This is a genomic window from Labilithrix luteola, assembly GCF_001263205.1.
GTDB classification, from domain to species: domain Bacteria; phylum Myxococcota_A; class Polyangia; order Polyangiales; family Polyangiaceae; genus Labilithrix; species Labilithrix luteola.
In genome coordinates this window covers 261772-279298 of sequence record NZ_CP012333.1, presented here as the reverse complement: position 1 = coordinate 279298, position 17527 = coordinate 261772, and the positions used below count along the sequence as shown (strand labels likewise).

General features: G+C 65.6%; 14 protein-coding genes. 8 read left to right on the top strand and 6 right to left on the bottom strand.

From position 1 onward, the window contains the following. Window positions 1-104: 104 nt before the first annotated feature. A complete protein-coding gene (locus AKJ09_RS01375) occupies window positions 105-545 on the bottom strand; it encodes a hypothetical protein (RefSeq protein WP_146645360.1) in 441 nt (146 codons plus the stop codon). Window positions 546-843: 298 nt separating this feature from the next. On the opposite strand from AKJ09_RS01375, the gene AKJ09_RS01370 reads away from it, so the two are divergent. Continuing rightward, entirely contained in the window at window positions 844-2658 is a 1815-nt protein-coding gene (locus AKJ09_RS01370; RefSeq protein WP_146645359.1) for a TolB-like translocation protein, read from the top strand. Window positions 2659-3374: 716 nt separating this feature from the next. After that, window positions 3375-5966 carry a DNA polymerase gene (locus tag AKJ09_RS01365; protein WP_146645358.1) on the top strand — a complete coding sequence of 864 codons (2592 nt, stop codon included), beginning with the start codon at window positions 3375-3377 and terminating at the stop codon, window positions 5964-5966. A gap of 1 nt (window position 5967) precedes the next feature. Here the strand turns inward: AKJ09_RS01365 and AKJ09_RS01360 are convergent, their stop codons facing one another. Further along, window positions 5968-8127, bottom strand: a complete 2160-nt coding sequence (locus tag AKJ09_RS01360; protein ID WP_146645357.1) for a phospholipase D-like domain-containing protein — start codon at window positions 8125-8127, stop codon at window positions 5968-5970. Window positions 8128-8324: 197 nt separating this feature from the next. Between AKJ09_RS01360 and AKJ09_RS01355 the strand changes: the two genes are divergently transcribed. From AKJ09_RS01355 to AKJ09_RS01340, 4 genes are all read left to right on the top strand, one after another. Further along, window positions 8325-10286 carry a S41 family peptidase gene (locus tag AKJ09_RS01355; RefSeq protein ID WP_146645356.1) on the top strand — a complete coding sequence of 654 codons (1962 nt, stop codon included), beginning with the start codon at window positions 8325-8327 and terminating at the stop codon, window positions 10284-10286. Next, window positions 10283-11056, top strand: coding sequence for a hypothetical protein (locus AKJ09_RS01350; protein WP_146645355.1), 774 nt, complete (start codon window positions 10283-10285; stop codon window positions 11054-11056). The genes AKJ09_RS01355 and AKJ09_RS01350 overlap by 4 nt, the downstream gene beginning before the upstream one ends. 664 nt (window positions 11057-11720) lie before the next feature. Next, complete coding sequence (locus tag AKJ09_RS01345; protein ID WP_146645354.1) at window positions 11721-12425, top strand: hypothetical protein; 705 nt, start codon at window positions 11721-11723, stop codon at window positions 12423-12425. Beyond that, window positions 12425-13129 carry a bleomycin resistance protein gene (locus tag AKJ09_RS01340; protein WP_146645353.1) on the top strand — a complete coding sequence of 235 codons (705 nt, stop codon included), beginning with the start codon at window positions 12425-12427 and terminating at the stop codon, window positions 13127-13129. Before AKJ09_RS01345 ends, AKJ09_RS01340 begins: the two co-directional genes overlap by 1 nt. A 26-nt stretch (window positions 13130-13155) precedes the next feature. Here AKJ09_RS01340 and AKJ09_RS01335 read toward each other — a convergent pair whose 3' ends face one another. Further along, window positions 13156-14907 (bottom strand): M1 family metallopeptidase, encoded by a 1752-nt coding sequence (locus AKJ09_RS01335; RefSeq protein WP_146645352.1) that lies wholly within the window; start codon window positions 14905-14907, stop codon window positions 13156-13158. Window positions 14908-14956: 49 nt separating this feature from the next. Beyond that, the gene (locus tag AKJ09_RS01330) at window positions 14957-15262 is read right to left on the bottom strand and encodes a hypothetical protein (RefSeq protein WP_205633565.1); all 306 of its coding nucleotides are present in this window, start codon (window positions 15260-15262) and stop codon (window positions 14957-14959) included. A gap of 272 nt (window positions 15263-15534) precedes the next feature. On the opposite strand from AKJ09_RS01330, the gene AKJ09_RS01325 reads away from it, so the two are divergent. After that, a complete protein-coding gene (locus tag AKJ09_RS01325) occupies window positions 15535-15855 on the top strand; it encodes a four helix bundle protein (protein WP_169927160.1) in 321 nt (106 codons plus the stop codon). Window positions 15856-15917: 62 nt separating this feature from the next. On the opposite strand, the gene AKJ09_RS01320 is transcribed toward AKJ09_RS01325, so the two are convergent. Both AKJ09_RS01320 and AKJ09_RS01315 read right to left on the bottom strand, forming a co-directional pair. Continuing rightward, window positions 15918-16640 carry a YbhB/YbcL family Raf kinase inhibitor-like protein gene (locus tag AKJ09_RS01320; RefSeq protein ID WP_146645350.1) on the bottom strand — a complete coding sequence of 241 codons (723 nt, stop codon included), beginning with the start codon at window positions 16638-16640 and terminating at the stop codon, window positions 15918-15920. Window positions 16641-16712: 72 nt separating this feature from the next. Next, window positions 16713-17165: a hypothetical protein gene (locus AKJ09_RS01315; RefSeq protein ID WP_146645349.1), complete on the bottom strand. Its 453-nt coding sequence runs from the start codon at window positions 17163-17165 to the stop codon at window positions 16713-16715. On the opposite strand from AKJ09_RS01315, the gene AKJ09_RS01310 reads away from it, so the two are divergent. After that, window positions 17164-17481: a hypothetical protein gene (locus tag AKJ09_RS01310; protein WP_146645348.1), complete on the top strand. Its 318-nt coding sequence runs from the start codon at window positions 17164-17166 to the stop codon at window positions 17479-17481. The genes AKJ09_RS01315 and AKJ09_RS01310 overlap by 2 nt on opposite strands. The last annotated feature ends 46 nt before the right edge of the window (window positions 17482-17527 follow it).

The following is a 17527-nucleotide window of genomic DNA, read 5'->3' as shown; positions in this document are numbered from 1 at the left end:
ATGCACTCCCGTCTTTGCCAGTTTGGCCAGTGAGGTGATTCGCTACGAGCCGTGGTCCTGGTGCGGCACCTTGACGCGTGACGCGCGTTGGAGCTGACGGCCTCTCAGGGCTTGTAGCGCTGCATCGTGGCTTCGCTCTCGAAGTAGAAGACTTTGCCCGAGTCGTCGCGGGCGATGACGGCGGCGGCCTTGTCGACGGGTTTCCCCGTGACCGGATCGGTGCCCGTACGCGCAGACTCGTTCTTTTCGAGCTTCTCTTTGCACATCGCGCAACACCCGAAATACGTCTTTCCTCCGACGGCCACGGGGATTTGGGTTTTGCCCATGAATTGATTGTTGACCATGCAGACGAGGCTCGCGTCGTCGACGCGCGTGAGCCCGGTGTGCGGGGGCGTCGGAGCGGTCGCGGCGCTCGCGTTACTCGCGGCGCTCGTTGCCGGTGCGGACTCGGTCGTGGTCGGCTCCGACTTGGGAGTTGCGCAAGCGACGAGCGAAAGAGTGGCCGCGGATACGGCGGCGAAGACGGTCCACGAGATCGGTCTCATGATCCTCTAGGCGCACGCCGGCCACTCCGCGACAGGTCAAATCGCACGCTCGCGCCGAACTCGAGGCAGAGCTTTCGCCCCAATGCATTTGTGTGTGTGACGGGCCTCGCATGTGCGCCGACCGTTCGAGGTCGTCGTCCGAATCGGTGACGCACGATCGAAGGCGAGCGTGGTAGTCCGTGCCACCGTGGACCGGTCTCTTCACGGTCCGCTTCTTCTCGAGAGCACCGTTCGGCACCTGCCGTGGGCTTCTCGATGCGTGAAAGGACCTCGGATGCGCTTTCTGCGTTCATCTCTCGTGGCAGCTTCGATCGGCAGCCTTCTCGTCGGAGCTCAGTTGGTGGCCTGCAGTGGGGACGACAACGGTAGTGCGTCGCCCGCGGACGCCGGGAATACGGCGGCCGACGCCGGTGCGACCGGTCCCGTGCTCACCCTCTCGGAGAGCCGCAACAAGCTCTACCTCGGCCAGACGGCGAAGCTCGACGGTGCGAGCATCGCGCCGAACATCACCGCCAACGCCAAATGGGTTGTGCTTGCAGCTCCGTCCGACAGTGCGATCAAGACCGAGAGCCTCCAGGGCGCGGACACCACCTCGCCGAGCTTCAAGCCGGACGTCCTCGGCCAGTACACGCTGCAGGTGAGCGACGGCGTGTCGTCGTCGGTTCTCGTGCTCATCGAAGCCATCGACGTGCCGGTGTTCTGGCGTGAGACGACGTTCTCGACACCGAACGACGGGGCGGCCGTTCTCACGGCGGCCATCGCCACCCACGTCGGTGGCGTCTACGGCGCGCGCGATCGCGTCATCGACTGTCCGGTGACGTCGACCGACGATCCGGGCAGGATGACGTTCGCGTACTCGATCGCCGCGGCTCACGTAGCCTCGTGGGGAGATACCTGGGAGGCCCCGCCAGGCCAGCCGTCGCGCGTCGTGGTGCCCGCTGTGAACCTCGACCCGGCGCACTCGCTGACCAAGTTTTCGCTGCTCGCTGCGACCTCGCAATCGGCGTGCAGTTCTCCGGACGCGCGGACCCTCGCGTCGCTCGATACCGACGCTGGTGTCCCGATGTCCGGTGACATCCCGACGTCCGAATGGGTTTGGAACGCGCGGTTCTCGCCGGATGGAAACCGCGTTGCCTTCATGAGCGACAATCATGGAATCGGTCGCTTGGCGACGATCGGATTCGATGGCAGCGGCAAGCGTGAGCTTGCTCCGACGCAGGCTGAGGCGGATGGTGGCGCTCTCGACCCCGATGCGGCGACGAACGCGCGCGTTCAAGGCGGTGCGCCGCTCGGTCCCCTCACGCCGCGCTGGAAGGACAACGCGCATATCGGTTGGATTACCTTCCACGGACCGACTGCCACGTCGAATCTTCCGATGGACTGGGAGCTCTATGTCGTCGAGGACAAGGATGGCGCGCAGCCCGAGCTCGCGATGCGTTGTTCGAACGTCTCGCCACAGACCTTCGACTTCCTGCCGGACGGCTCGATCGTGCTCGCCGGTACGCACGAGATCAACCTCGACGCGGGGACGGCGAGCCCGACCGACCTCCTCGTCTACAAGGCTAACGCGAACAAGGATTGCGAGCTCGTCCGGAATCTGACGAACAGCAAGACGGACAGCGACTGGGCACGCGATCTCGCGCTGTCACCGGACAAGACCCAGGTTGCGTTCCTCTCGGGCACGGGGCAGGGGGCAATCTTCGGCAACAACTACTCGCTCTCTCTCGCGACCGTGCCCGTCGACGGCTCGCGTGCCCCCGCCGTGGTCCCCGGCGCCGAGGGGGGCGCAGCCCCGGGTGTCGGTCCTCGCTGGGTCGCGGGAGGAACGGCCCTCACGTGGGGCCGCGTCGTGATGGGAGCAGGAATATTCAGCGGCATTCCGGGCGGAGTCGGCGGTCAGGCTGCGATCCCCGTCGAGGGAGGCACGCCGAGGATCCTGGCCGAGGGCAGCTCGAGCCAGACTCCGGACGGTCCGATGCACGGGCGCATCATCTCGGGTATCGGCCAGGGATGCAGCGTCGGGCGCGGAGCGCTCTCGAGCGGCTTCATGGCTGGCAGCGTTGCGCTCGGCCTCGCCTCGCTGATCGCGCGCCGTCGCCGTCGTTCGAACTGACGCGTCACCCGAAACGGCATCGCGACGAAGCCGCCTGGAGCCTGCTCCTCGCGGCTTCGTCGTTTTTGTAGGGCGCGGCACGTCATGACACTTGCGACGAGTCCGAGTGTGCTCGAGCTCGCGGAAGCCTCGCTCATGTGCGCAGCTCGGGCGCGGAGCACTTACAAATTTTCGACGAAGTGCGCGACACGACTGGCGCGTGTGTCGGCCGCGTGTCACCCGTTTAGAGAGACACGGGACGCGGCGCCCTCCGGAGCGCCTCCGTTCAAGTTACGTCCGTCTAGTTACGTCGCGTACGTCAAGTCACTCGAGTCAATCGAGTCAATCGAGTCACGTTCAGCCACGTCCAGCCAGCCGTCTCGTGTTTCGCTGTCTGTGAATTGCACGTATCGGAGCCGAGTTTAGGCATTTAGGAGCCTGCATGTCGATCTCCATGTCGATTCGTGCGCGAGCGAGAGCCGATCCTTCTCGCTCGTAGATTGGGGGCGAACGGCAGGCGCTCCAAGCCGTGTCCAACTGCGGAACACGTGCGACGAACGCTTCGCCTCCCCCGACGTCCCGCGCGCTCGCTCGCGTAGAGGACGAAAACCAGGAGCCACGGGCGTCGGGTGATCCTCGACTTCCCGTGGCTCTTTCCGTTTCCATGCCCCGCGCGTGCGCGCGGTTCACAGACCCTCGTGCACTGGCGCCAGTGAGGCGATACTAGGCGCCGTCCGATGGCCCAACGTACCCTCCTCGCCGCCGCCACGAACCTCCTCGCACGGGGGTTCCTCGTCGTGCCAACGGATCGCAAATCGACCGATGGTGCGCCCGTCAATGCGCTCTTCGCCGTCGCGCGCGCGATCCATCGCGTCGTGGGGTCCAAGACGCCCGCCCGCGCTGTTGCCATCCTCGAGAGCGAGCCGAACGTCGGCGCGTGGCCAGAGATTCTCAAGGCGCAGCTGCCGATGCTGCCCGAGCTCTTCCGAATGCTGGGCGTCGCCGTGATCGAAGCCCGCGGCGAAGAGCACCTCGTCGCGAGCTATGCACGGGCGGCGCTCGAAGCGGGAGACGACGTCGTCATCGCCGGTGTCGACAAGCGCTTTGCGCAGCTCGTGGGCGATCGGCTCTGGTGGTACGATGCGAACAAAGACGTCCGTTACACGCCCGAGATCGTGAAGAAGCGATTCAACGTACCGCCCGCGGCGGTCGGCGAGTGGCTCGCGATGGTCGGTGACGACAGCGGCAACGAAGTATTGCCCGGCGTTGCCGGTCTCGGTGCAAAGGGCGCGACGCAGCTCGTCGAAGCGCACGGCTCGATCGCGGTCGCTCTGGACAACGTCGATGCGATCGACGGGCGGCTCGGGAAGGTGCTTCGAGCGGCGAAGGATCAAGCTCCGCGGGAGCTGGCGCGCGGGCGGCTCGACACGACACGTCCGCTTCCCGTTGCTCTCGACGCGTCGGCTCTCGCCTATCAGCCGGCGGAGATGGCAGAGCGCAACGCGTTCTACCAACGGCTCGGGTTCGCCGAGCTGCTCTCGGCGGACGACGTCTCGATCGACGTCGAAATCGCGTCACGGGCAGGTGAGGCGGGTGACCCGTTCGCGAAGCTCGGCAGTGATGGACCCGTGGCCATTCACTTGCTGATGGAGGATCCTTCGCCCGTGCGCGCTTCGATCGCCGGGGTGTCGCTGGCGAACGGAAACGGCGAGGCGATGTGGATCCCCTCCGGCAGCGGCGCGTGGCCGGAGCTCGCGACGTGGCTTGCCGATCCGAACGTGCCGAAGATAGGGCACGATCTCGTGGGCACGCGTGTGGAGCTGAGCCGTGCCGGCATCGATCTCGGAGGCATCGTCGGCGACTCGGCGTGTGCCTCGCATCTCACCGAATCGAGCAACTGGGCGCCGCACGACCTCACCGTCGTCGCGAAACACGCCCTTGGCCGCGCCCTGCCCGAGGACGATGCGATTCGCGGCGTGGGCAAGCAGCGCAAAGCTTGGAGCGCGCTTCCGGACGATCGGGTCGCCGCGCATGCGGGGCGCCTGGCCGACGCGACGGCGGCGATCTGGCGGAAGCTTGCGCCATCGCTCGAGCCCAAGGAGCTGCTCGCCGAGTATCTCGAAATCGAGGACGTCTGCGTTCGCATGGAGCTCACGGGCATCCTCGTCGACCCCGAAGAGCTCGATCGCGCACAGGCCGCCTTCGCGGACATGGAGCAGGAGCTCGACGCGAAGATCTTCGAGCTCGCCGGACACCCTTTCAACATCAACTCCGGCAAGCAGCTCGGCGAGGTGCTCTTCGAGGAATTGAAGTTGCCTGTCGTGGGGCACACGAAGACCGGTTGGAGCACATCGGTCGAGACGCTGGAGCGCATCGACCACGCCCATCCCATCGTGGCTCTCGTGCTGCGGTGGCGCGAGCTACGGCGCTTGCGCGACAGCTGGGTCTTCGCGCTGCGTCGCTGCATCGACGCCGACGGACGTGTCCACTCGCGCTTTCAACCCGCGCGCTCCTTCTCCGGACAGATCGTCAACTCGAATCCCGACCTCGGACGCGTCCCGGGGCGCACGCCGGAGATGGCTCGCATTCGGCGTGCGTTCGTCGCGCCGCCGGGGCGACTGCTCATGTCCGTCGACTTCAATCAGCTCGGTCTCCACGTGCTCGCGCACCTGACGAAGGATCCCGCGCTCGTCGAGCCGCTCCGGCGGCGTGCGGACATGCACGTCCTCACCGCGGCGGCCGTCTTCGAAGTGGCACCCGACGCCGTGACCGTCGAACAACGTCAGCTCGGCAAGGTCATCAACTTCGCCACGTTCGCGGGGCAAGGTGCGAGCGCGCTCGCGTTGCAGCTCGGTGTCGCCGCGGCCGAGGCGAAGGAGTACATCGCTCGGTTCGATCGCCACTATGCGAAGGTGCGCGCGTTCCAGGACGAACAACTCGAGCTCGCACGCACGCGCGGCTACATCGTGACGTTGGCGGGCCGTCATTGGCCGATCGGCGGGCTCGAGTCGCTCGATTCCCAGGCACGTTCGTATGCCGAGCGCCTCGCGCGCCGCGCAACCCACGAGGCCTCGGTGCAAGACGTGTCACGGCGCGCACTCGTGCATGCGGACCGCGCCATCCGGCGCGAAGGCCTCGATGCGTCGCCGCTCCTCCAGATCCTCGACGAGGTCCTCTTCGACGTGCCGGAAAACCAGCTCGAACGCGCTGCACAGGTCTGTTCGGAGGCGATGCGCCACGCGTACGAGCTGGAGGTGCCGCTCGTCGTCGGCGTCGAGGCCGGTAAGAACTGGGCGGACCTCGAACCGGTCCGCGTCGCGTCCGCGTGAGTTACTTGGCGCCGTGCTTCTTCGAGACGGCCGGCACGTCGACCATATCGGGGCCGACGGATTCGAGCAGGCAGTCGGAGAGCGTTCGGGTCACGAGCGGATACAGGAATCCGCGTGGCACGTAGCCGTCGGGGACCGGCGCGCCATCGAGATCGAGGTCCATGCCTTCGGCATCCCACGCGGAGCGGACCTTCGCGTTGTACGCGGCGGCCTCTTTGATTTGGCCCCACCACGTCGCGACGTCGTCGGTCTCCGGCGTGCCCGAGGGGAGAATGTTCGCGAGGATGCGGTGGCGCGCGCTCTTCACCCAGGCGTCGTCGAGGATGGCGACGTTGAGCTCCGCCTCGTAGATCATGCCCCGGTTGTTCTTGTTCGCCGAACCCACGCTCATGAAGCGATCGTCGACGATGAGCATCTTGGAGTGCGTGTCGATCTGAACGAAATGGGCGTCGGTTTCGTCGATGCCGAAACTGGCAATCGAGGTGTCGAACGTCTGCAGTTGGAGACGTAGATAGCGATCGGGGAATTTCGAGGCGAAGAGCTCGTTCGCGATGGCGGTCTGCGCGCACGCCGGATCCGTCCACTCGCTGATGGGCATCGTGAGGACCACGAGCTTCAGATTCGGCACTTCGTTCATGCGCTGGACGATGGCCTCGTTCAGCATCGGAGCGCGGAAATACTGGTCTTCGATGTAGATGTACTCGTTCGCGTGCCGAACCGCGTTGAGCCAGGTCTCGCCGATGCTGTGCTCCCAGAAGGGCTGCGGGAGCGTGGCCGTGATCTGGATTTGATGGCCACCGGCGACTCCGTCGATGTCGCGCGCGACCTCGAAGGGCGTTGCATTCTTCGAGTAATCGACCTTCGCGTCGAGCTGACCCATCCAGCGCTCGTGGAAGACGTCGGCCACGTCCTGAGCCGCCGGGCCCTGGATACGGACCATGTAGTCTTTGCGCGGCCCGATGTCGGAATCGGCGCTCTTCGCGGCGACCGCTTCCCGCGCGTTCTGCGAAGCGGCGAACAGCATGCGCTTGGGGTTGAAGACCGCGTGGTCCGACGTGTCCCAGTCGACGCGGCGCAAGTTCATGCCTCCGACGTATGCGAGGTCGGAGTCGATCTGCATGAACTTCTGATGGTACGAAGCGGCCTCGACGTCGACGCCGACGGGCCACTGGGTGAGGTCGACGTCCTTTTCGGGCATCGTCGAATCGATGGGTGCTTCTTCGTCGAAGCGCAATGACTTCGAATCGGGGAGCGCCGCGCGAACGCGATCTCCGAAGGTGAATCCTTCGGCCTTGAAATGGAACTTTCCGCTCGTCTCGTTGGCCTGTCCCATGAATTCGAATCCGTCGTCTCCGGCCTCGGCGTGGGCCTTGAGCTTCGAATCCCTAGTCATGAAACTTAGAATGCTGTCTTGCCCCCAGAACTGCCCGACGAGAATGCGCTTCGTGGCGGGGCTCGCCTCGAGGAGTCCGAGGATGGTGTTGCCGTAGCGTGCGTCCGCGGAGAGCGACGCGTCGTTCGAGCGGGTGAGCTCGAAATCCGACTCCCACCACCACGTCGAGACACGGATGTCCTTCTTCGCGGACCTCAGGTCCTTGGACACCGTGCTCCATGCCTGTTCGCCGTCCATCAGGAGCTCGATGTCGTTGTCACGACGAGCCGGACGCCCGGTCGAGGAGAACCATTGGTGGCGAAGACCGACGTATGCGTTGTGGACGGGAAGCGACTTGCCGGCGATCACGCGCCGGTCGTGGCTGATCGAGAGCGCCGGGCGAGCGTACGCGGGCATCTTGTCGTCGTTCGCGAGCGTGACGTTCTTCCCGTCGAACTGGAACGAGAGGTCCGCGGCGTCGTGATCGGGCGTGGCGAGCTGGACGCGGTAGGTTCCCTCGTTCGTGAAGGCGACCTGGACGGCCGACTTCATCTTGAACTTCGCAACGCGGGTGCCTCGCGTCACGACGAGCGTGGTGCCCTCGCTCGGGAGCGTCTGCGCCCAGACGTCCATCGGGTGGATCTCGAGGACGGCCTTCGCATTGGCGAGGTCGCTCAGGGCATCGCCACTCGACTCGGCGTCATCGTCCGCGGCCCCGCAACCCGGGGTCAACGCGGTCAGGGTCGTGAGGCAAATCAGGGACAGAAGTGTGGCAGTCGAGCGAAGCACGGCCGGCTTTGAGCACAATGTGGGCCGTTGCGAGCGTCGCGTGATTTCGGAAGGTTATGACTCGTGCGCCCGTCCACCTGGTCGGCGGCTCCGGGCGTTCTGCGATCCAGCTCGGTGAGGAGGGAAGACGTAGAGCCGCCTGGCTCTGCGCTGTCGAATGCCCTCGTCGGCGAAGCCTTGAGGTAGGTTTCGGATGGATGGCGAGGAGGGCACGCGCGTTCGCTTTCGTCGTCGTGTCCGTGGCCTTCGTGTCGGGGTCGGCACACGCGCTCTCGTTCGATACGTCGGGCCAGGGGCGATTCCATCCGTCGGCCGTTGCAACGGAGTCGTTCGAAGCGTTCGCCGAAGGCTCGGCGGTCGAGGGAAGGGCGTTTCGCCGGATTGCGTCGCCTGGCCCCGTCGCCATCCCGCTCTCGCCGCTGCCGGCCAAGAATGCGTCGTACCGAGCGACGATGTTCGCGCGCGGCAACCGTGTGAACGCCGATCTCCAGATCGGCTCGCCGAGCGTCGCGCCCGAGCCCGGATATCTCAGCGTTCGCTTCTTTCCGACCGGCGTCGTGACGAGCGACGGCTGGTACGAGATCGCCACGGCGCCCTTCTCGCCGCCGTCGAACGGCGCGGCGATGGTGCTGTCGGTTGCGGCCGAAGGAGCCGACGGCGCGGACATCGATGCCTTCGAGCTTCGTGAGGAAGGTACTTATCGTGAGACGCGAGCGTGCTCGCGCGCGGCCGATCCGGTTTGTTCGGCCGACGAGTTTTGCTCCGCAGGGTATTGCCGGAACGGCTCGGCCAACGTGCCTCCCTTGCCGTCATCCGACGATCGCGCGACGGTCGCGCGCTATCTCGAGACGCGTATCCGTACGTTCTTCGGCGGAGGCTATACGCGTCAGAATCGACTCGAAGCGGCACTCGTCGATCTTCCGTCGATCGCCCAGGCCAACGATGCCTGGACCTTTTGGAATGGATTCGTCACGGCAATTCATCGCTTGCGTGATTGGCATACGACCGTGAGCGGGGTCGTCGACGTCGGAGGGCGAGGCGGCTTCCCAATCTGCTTCGTGGAGGGCGACGCCGATCTCTCGCACGACTCCGTGCCTGCCGACGGACGTTATCCCGACGTGCTGGTTTCGCACGCGGGGCCCGAAGGAAATTCGGGGTTGAAAGCGGGCGATCGCTTGGTGGCGGTCGACGGCCTGCACCCGATTGCGTTCGCCGAGAGCCTCGATGGCGTCGATTGGGCCGCCTGGCATTCGACCGACCCCGCGGGACACGCCGAAGCCGTCGAACGGCTGCGCATTCTGATTCGACGGTGGGCCCATACGATCACGGTGATTCGCTGCGATGCGGCGTCGCTCGCGTGCGGTGCGTCGGAGACACTGTCGGTCGACGACTTGCCCCCAGAGCCGGCGGTCTATCCCGATTGCGATCACCGTCCGGCCTACCATCTCGGCGCGGCAGGCCCCGATCCCGTCACGCATTACATCGACGGTGTGTACAGCGGCCCGCTCGTTGGCACCGATCCGACCGAGGCGCTCTACGGAATGGTCTTCGACGATCTGAGGCTCGAGCCCAACGGCGTGAATGCCTATCGGTCGGCCATGGATACGTTTCGGGTGAATGCGAAAGGTGTCGTTCTCGACCACCGGACTGGAAACGGAGGAACGGTGCTGGGGGCCGAATTCCTCACGAAGCTTTTCCGGGCTCCGTCGATGCTGGGCGCCTCGACGGGCTTGAATCAAACGCTCGGTACGTTCGATGTGCCGCTCTCCCCACCGGACGGGACGGCTCTGTTCACGGCCCGTGCGACCACGTCCGATGCGTTCGTCGTCGGCGACGCGGACCATCGTTCGGATTTGAAAGTGGCGCTGCTCTTGGCTCGCGACGGAAGTGCAAGCGATTGGCTGGCATACGGCCTTTCGGGAGCGGCGAACGTTCGGACCTTCGGTCGAACGACCGCTGGCGCGTTCTCCTCGTACCTGGCCTTCTCTTCGTTCGGTGGATTCACCTTCCGAATCGCGTCCGGTGACTTCGTCGAGGCGTCTGGGGCGCTGCGTTTGGGGCGCGGCATCGCGTCCGACGAGGAGATCCTGCCCAAACAGTCCGATCTCCTCGTTGGCAAAGACACCGTCTACGAACGAGCGCTCGCGTGGCTCCGATGAATCTCCGCTCCGAAGCCGCCTGGCTCGTGGTCGGTGCCTTCCTCATGGGCCCGGTCGCCTGCGGCAAGGACTCTTCGGCGGCACCTGTCGACTCGGGTATCGCGGACGCGAGTGCGGGCGATGGTGGCGCGAGCGCACCCGTTCGTACCATCGAGACGCGGAATCCGTTCGGGCATACGTCGGAGACCGAGAATCTCTTCGCCGATGGAGATTTCGAATTCACTGGCCCTTCCGAGCAGCCTCCGTGGCATGTGCTTGGCCTCGAGGGCGAGCTCGATCTGCGTTACGACACGGGAGCACGGTGCGCGTCGGGAATTCGATGTGCACGTCTCGCCGCGGGAAGCGAGCTCCTTGGTTGGCTCGCGACGCCGAAGTCCGGAAGCATCGCCGTCAGCGTCGTGGCGAAGCCCGCGAGCGGCGTATGTTCAGACGTATCGATGCGGCTCTTCGACACGAACGATACGAGCCGTTCGTTCGATATTCTCCTTGCTTCGCCAATCCCCGACGAACGTGGCTTTTGCCACTTCGTGGGTGAGACACCGAACTTCGCCGGCGGGGCACCGGTGCTTTTCGTGGCCATCGACCCCAGCGCGAAGGGTGACGTGCTCGTCGACGACGCCGTGGCCCTTGCGAAGGGCACGAGCTCCGGGAACGCACGGGCGCCCGATCCGATCTCGAGCGCCATGGCGAACCGCCTCGCGCGCGCAGCCGCTTACCTGCGCGCACGCCGATTCTCGCATCTCCCCGCGCGCGTGCACGGCTCTCGCTGAGCGCTGTCCTCGGCCGAGCTTACTGTTGGCGCGTCTTGCTCCCATCCCACGTCGGGTCGAGCGAGCGATCGTTCTTCGATGTTGCGATTTGCGCCGTGAACGCTTTGGCTCGAGCGTATCGGGTGCGGCATGGAGACGCCGTCGTTACCGAGATGGTCGCGAGAATGAGTCGTCGCGGACGGCTCCTTTTTCGAATTTTGGCAAAACTCTTTTCCCAGCGGCCATAGTGAATGGGACGTTCGTTGTCGGTAGTCTTATTGTTCATTGGAGTTTCATGTCATTGCGTTTTCTGGTGCAGTCGCATCGGACTCTTCTCGCTGTCTCTTGCGGCCTGCTCGTCGGCCTTCTCCCACAAGCTTGCAGTTCGTCATCCCAGGACTCGGCGACCACGGTCGTTCCACGAGACCAAGGTGACGCCTCCGCTCGGGACGCTTCACGCGCCGATGACGCCGAGCCGGAAAGGAACCCGCCAACGGCGATTCCCGAGTGCATCGACGACACGCGCTGCCCGCAGGGGGCAGACTCGAGCATTTTCGAGCGCGTGTTCGAGGCACCGGACGGGGTACAGATCCGCGGTGCGGACGGGGGGCGTTTGCTCGCGTTCGATGAGCGAGCTGGGCAATTCCTGATTTATGAATCGTCGGTCGACATCCCGAGTTCGCGCATGTCCTTCGCCGAGGCCCTTCGGCTCGACGCCAAATACGATCGTGTCATGCTCGGCTGGGGCGTTGTCGCCTGCCAGGGCTCGTCTTGCGAAATGGTGCAGGATCGAGGCGGAGTGAGAAGGGTCGTTCCCGTGCCCGACGAGCTCCAGGCGAGCACCGTGTCGAAGCGCTGCATCGGCGGTCGCGGGATCGTTTGTGCGGATCCCATGAGTCGTGATTTGAAATGGGCAGTGGCCCCTGGGCTTCTCGCTGCGCCGGTTTCCGTGTTTACCCAATTGGGTGACGACGACTTCCTCGTCATCGACTCGAACGGTACGGCTTCGCTCGTCCGTGGGGGAGTCGTGACGCCGTTCGACTTCGGAACGAACGAGCGCATCGTGCAGGTTTCGGCCGGCTATTACATGAATCCCCAGGAGTGGGGCGCGCGGACCGAGAGCGGTCGGCTCGTGCGGGGGAGCCTGGCTGGCGGCAGGGCATGCGACCTGCACGTTGCCGATATCGACATCGGCGAGATCACGCCGATCGTGATGCGTGATGCCGATCGCGTGATGATGGGCCAAATGGGCAGTGCACGATGTTACGCGTACGGGTTGCCGTCGGGGATGCTCGGCGTCGCCTACAACACCTGTGGCATTTCATTGACGGTGTTCGCCTTCGATTCTCGTCGGGTCTACGCACCTCCCGCGGGCTGTGCGCTCGACTGATGGCGAGGCCTCGAGTGACGACCATCCCCGTTCTGCCCTGCATCGATCTCGACGAGACGCTCGCCTTCTATCGCCTGCTCGGCTTCGTGGTGACACACCAGCAGACGCGACCCAACGTCTACGCGGCTCTCCATCGTGAAGGCGCCCACCTCCACTTTGCCGGTGTGAAAGGCATCGATCCCAAGAAGGCATTCAGCACCTGCCTCATGATCGTGCCGGAAGTCGAGGAGCTCCACGCGCTGTTTGCCGATGCCCTACGAGGGGCCTACGGGAAGATCCCCGTCGCGGGTGTCCCGAGAATCTCGCGCATGCGTAAAGGGCAGAGTCGCTTCACCGTGGTCGATCCATCCGGCAACTCCGTCATCGTGATCCGGCGAGACGGTGAGGCCAAGGACGCCACGAAGCCCTCGTCGAAGCCCCTTTCACGCCTCGGCCGCGCGCTCGAACAGGCAATCCTCCTGCGAGACTTCAAGAACGACGACGTCGGGGCGGCGAAGGTGCTCGACGTCGCGCTCTCCAAATCCGAGCCGTGCGCGCCCATCGAACGAGCCCGAGCGCTTGCGGCTCGTACCGAGCTGGCGCTGGCCGCAGGTGACCGTGCGCTCGCCCGCTCCTTGCGCAACGAGCTCTCGAGGCTGGAGCTCACGCGTGCGGAGCGGGCTGCGATTTCGGAGGAACTCAGCGCTGCCGACCGGCTCGAATGATCACGGTCGGCAGACTCACGCGGGCGTCACTTGAGGAGGCTGCTCACGACCTGCTGCGCGATCGGGTGGTACTGGTCGCGCAGCTTCGCAAAGAGACTCTGCGCGAGCGGCTTCGTCTCGGCGCGGCCAGCGAGTGCTCGATACAGGGGCTTCAGGTACTTCATGCGCCCCGTCTGCCCGAGCAGCTCTTCGACACGCGGTAGGACGTTCGCATCGCCCGACTCGCAGGCGAGCGTCAGCCAGCTGACGAGGACCTCCGGATTCGTCGCCTTCGTGAGGGCGTACGTCTTGTCGAGCTCCTCGCAGATGGCGAGCGACGAAGGCCTCGGCATCGCTTCGAGGTACAGAACCCACTCGGTCGCGCCCCAGCCCTTCGTCTCGGCCGCGGTCGGCACGCGGCCCGCCAGCGCGAGGACTGCGCCGAGTCGCGCCGACTCGGGCTTCGGGTAATTCGCGGGCAGACCGGGGGAGTCGATCCATGCCTTCGCGTCGACCCTGGCGAGCAGGCCGGGCTCTTCGCGCTCCACTAGCGTCACGAAGTCGTCCGTCGTGACCGCGCCGAAGCGGTGAGCGCCGAGCCATTTCGTCAGCAGTCCGTCGAACGCCGAACGGCCGGCCGCCGCCTCGAGGGCCTTCAAGAACAAATAGCCCTTCTCGTAGGGCACGATGCTGAACGCATCGTCGGGATCGACGCCCGTGAGCTGCGTGCGGAGCTTCGTCAGTTCGGGACGGGCCGCGAAGAGCTCGAACGTCTGCTGCAACTTCTGATGGCCGATCGCTGCATGAAGCGTGGCCATCTCGGGGCCCTCGAGAGCCTCGAGAATGCGGCGCTCGGCGAAGACCGTGAAGCCCTCGTTGAGCCAGAAGTGCTCTGCCGTGCTGTTCGTGACGAGGTTGCCCGTCCACGAGTGCGCGAGCTCGTGCGCAACCACGTTCACCAGACTTCGGTCGCCCGCGAGAAGCGACGGAGTGAGGAACGTGAGGCGCGGATTTTCCATGCCGCCGTACGGGAACGACGGCGGCATCACGAGGAGGTCGAAGCGGTCCCAATCGTAGGGGCCGAAGAGCGCTTCCGCCGCACGCAGGTGATCTTCCACATGCTCGAATTCCCACGCTGCGGCTTCGAGCTGCGCAGGCTCCGCCCACACACGAGAGCGCGGCGAGAGATCTTTCGATGCGAGATTTCCCACCGCGAACGCGAAGAGGTACGGCGGAATCGGCTGCGGCATCTCGAATCGCTCGACCGAACGATCGCCACGCACCTCGTGAGCAACGGGCGCCGCGGCCATGACCGCGCGCAGCGACGCGGGGACGCTCAACGATGCCGTGTACGTCTGGCGAATCGACGGCGTGTCCTGGCAGGGGAGGATGCTCCGCGCGTGAATCGCTTGGCACTGCGAGAAGAGGTAAGGATGCTGCTTGCCGAGCGTTTGCTCGGGCGTCAGCCACTGCAGCGCCGACGCATCCGGCGACGTGCGATAGCGAATACGAACCGACGGCGCGCCCGCGGGAACGGAGATCTCGAGGCGACTGCCGAGGATGGGATCCGCCGCATGCAGCGTGTACGCGAGCGCTCCACCCTTCGCATCCTGGACCGCCTCGATGTGCAGGCCGCGCGTATCGAGATCGAGCGGACCACCGGAGGCTGGGGCCGCAAAGTGGAGCGTGATCTCGGCCTCGAGCACGCGTTTCGCGAAGTCGACGCTCGCTTGCCAGTCGAACGTCTTCGTTCGGGGATGCGTGTCGTCGGCATAGGAATGGGGGTCGAGTCGAGCCATCGCGGGACCACCGTGGCACACCCGCGGCGGGACGACGAGCGGTTCTGTTCTACGCTCGAGCTACGGGGAGGGGCACTGGGATTTCACGGGGAGGAGCGGCCGTAACCGCATCCGGAACCGCGTACGCGTCTGCGTCCGTAACCGCATCCTGACCCGCATCCGCGTCCGCGTCCGCATCCGGCACCGCATCCGCACCCGCGTCCGCATCCGGCACCGCATCCGCGTCCGCGTCCGGCACCGCGTCCGCGTCCGCGTCCGCATCCGGCACCGCATCCGCGTCCGCGTCCGGCACCGCGTCCGCGTCCGCGTCCGGCACCGCATCCGCAGCCGCAACACCATCCGCGTTCACTTGCATAAGTGGGAGTTCATGGCGTGGCTGCGCCCATTCGCCAATCGTGATCGACGCGTGCTTCAGGGAGACGACCGAGTTGTCGCGTTCGGTCGAACCGCGCTTCGAGGGAGATGATGGCTCGCTCGGTGTCCTTAGCGTCGCGTCGTACTCGGCGGTGTCAAGGACGCTGCGCGCCGCTGCGCGGCGGCTCGCTGCGCTCGCCGTCCTTGACACCGCCTCCGTGCGACGCGGCGAGGGGGACGCCCTCGCTTGGGAGGGCTCGGAAGGAGACTTCGATGCTGAGGATTCACGAAACCATTCTGGAGCTGATTCGAGACGTGGCGCCGATTGCAACTGCGATTGGGCGGCACGATGCCGACCTTGCTCGGCAGTTGCGGCGGGCCATGTCGAGTGTGCCGCTCAACGTGAGTGAAGGGGGCGCGCAACGAGGGGCTCGGCGCAATTCGCATTACAGCATTGCGCTCGGGTCGGCACGCGAGGCGCTCTCGGCACTCCGCACCGCGGCGGCTTGGGGATACGTCGCGGAGCCGTCGGCCGATATCGTCGACCGATTCGACAAGGTCACCGCAACGCTCTACGTGAACGCTCGACGATGAACGCGTGGGGGCAGCGGGAATTCCCGTTGCCCCCAACCACCCGCGTCGCGAGCGACTTCGAGTTACTTCGAGTAGGTTCCGGACAGAGAGGCGCTGGCGGTTTTCGCGGTTTGGATGACGGCGTCGGCGACTTTGGGATCGGTGGTATTCGCGGGCACGTCGAGCGTCGGCGTCGGGAAGGCGTAGACCGTGAACTCGTATTCGTGCACGCCGGAAGGCGGACAGGGACCGAGGTAGCTGTAGCTGGGGCCGAAGGACCAATAGGTTTGCTTCGCTCCTGCCGGAATGGGAGGGGAGGCCGATGGCGTGATCGCTTCGGGCAGCGACGTGGCGTCGGCCGGAATGTCGTAGATCACCCAGTGGTAGTTGTTCGCGTCGGGCGACGTTCCGAAGAAGAGATCGCGCATGACCACGGCGTAGCTCTGCGTGCCGCTGGGAGCATTCTCCCACGCGAGCGCGGGTGAGACGTTCTTCTCGGCCGAACCCGCGCAGCCATGCCGGGCTGGGATGCTCGCGCCTTGTGCGAATGACGTGCTCCTGAGCGTGAACGTTCCCGGTGGGGCGCCGGTTTCGCCGTCGTCCGTGCCACGTCCGTCGGTTGTCGCGTCCTGCAACGTCGATGTGTCTTGCGCTGCGTCGTTGATGCTCGCTCCGCTGTCCTGCCTGACGGCGCCACCCGCATCCGCATCGCTTTCGGTGGTGCTTCCGTCGTCGCTGGACGAACAGGCGACGATGAGAACGGAGACCGCCGAGACGACGAGTAGCGTGCCGAGAATGCGTCGCATGGTGCCGTCGTTCTAACCAGTCATACGGTCGTACACAATGCGGCGTCTCATGGCCGGTAGGCGACTCGTTGCTCAGGAGCGCGTCGGCTCGAGGTGGGGATCCGCGTGCGCCGTGACGTTCACGCCGGCGGAACACGAGGAGCCGGTACATCGGAGCAAGAGAAGAGCCGTGCTTTTCGCGATGGCGTTCGTGGTCGTCGTCACGGCGAGCGTCGGTACGTGGTCGAGCGCTCGTGCGCGTGACGCGGCGCGGAGCTCGCAAGCGACGATGGCGGTTGCTCCCTCGGCCGCCCCCAGTGTGACGTCGACCGCATCGAGCGCCATCGACGAGGCTCCGCCTACGGCGAGCACGGCGCTCGCGACGACCGCCTCGGGCAAGAAGTCCACGACGTCGAACGTCGCCCCGGCGCGCTCCGCGGCGCATTCGAACGGAACGCGGGGCACGGAGTCTCGAGCGCCGACCGTCGCTACACCGAGCGCAACCGAGAAATGCTGCCCGGGCGAATCCGAAATAGCGTGTCGCATGCGGCTCGCCGCTGGCGCTTCTTGTGGCGCCGGCACCCCCGCTTCGGCAACGTCGGCCCCCGTCTTCGATCGACTCGCGGCCACGCGTGCGCTCGGCATCGACGTGACGAGCTGCAAGCGCGGAGACGGCCCGACAGGGCCCGGACACGTCAAGGTGACGTTCCAACCGACTGGGACGGTGTCAGCCGTCGACGTCGACGCGCCCTATGGCGGCACGGGCACTGGAGCGTGCATTGTGCATCGTTATCGACGCGCGTCCCTTCCGGCCTTTGCGGGCGGACCACTCACGGTTGGAAAGAACTTCATTATCGAATGAACATTCCGGCACGCCGGAGCGATGCGCCCGCCAATCGAGCGCATCG

Coding starts and splice junctions, on each gene's coding strand:
- AKJ09_RS01325 (WP_169927160.1), top strand. CDS start 15,535: ATGCTGAGGATTCACGAAACCATTCTGGAGCTGATTCGAGACGTGGCG.
- AKJ09_RS01315 (WP_146645349.1), bottom strand. CDS start 17,165: ATGCGACACGCTATTTCGGATTCGCCCGGGCAGCATTTCTCGGTTGCG.
- AKJ09_RS01335 (WP_146645352.1), bottom strand. CDS start 14,907: ATGGCTCGACTCGACCCCCATTCCTATGCCGACGACACGCATCCCCGA.
- AKJ09_RS01355 (WP_146645356.1), top strand. CDS start 8,325: ATGGCGAGGAGGGCACGCGCGTTCGCTTTCGTCGTCGTGTCCGTGGCC.
- AKJ09_RS01345 (WP_146645354.1), top strand. CDS start 11,721: ATGTCCTTCGCCGAGGCCCTTCGGCTCGACGCCAAATACGATCGTGTC.
- AKJ09_RS01310 (WP_146645348.1), top strand. CDS start 17,164: ATGCGGCTCGCCGCTGGCGCTTCTTGTGGCGCCGGCACCCCCGCTTCG.
- AKJ09_RS01375 (WP_146645360.1), bottom strand. CDS start 545: ATGAGACCGATCTCGTGGACCGTCTTCGCCGCCGTATCCGCGGCCACT.
- AKJ09_RS01365 (WP_146645358.1), top strand. CDS start 3,375: ATGGCCCAACGTACCCTCCTCGCCGCCGCCACGAACCTCCTCGCACGG.
- AKJ09_RS01350 (WP_146645355.1), top strand. CDS start 10,283: ATGAATCTCCGCTCCGAAGCCGCCTGGCTCGTGGTCGGTGCCTTCCTC.
- AKJ09_RS01320 (WP_146645350.1), bottom strand. CDS start 16,640: ATGCGACGCATTCTCGGCACGCTACTCGTCGTCTCGGCGGTCTCCGTT.
- AKJ09_RS01330 (WP_205633565.1), bottom strand. CDS start 15,262: ATGCAAGTGAACGCGGATGGTGTTGCGGCTGCGGATGCGGTGCCGGAC.
- AKJ09_RS01340 (WP_146645353.1), top strand. CDS start 12,425: ATGGCGAGGCCTCGAGTGACGACCATCCCCGTTCTGCCCTGCATCGAT.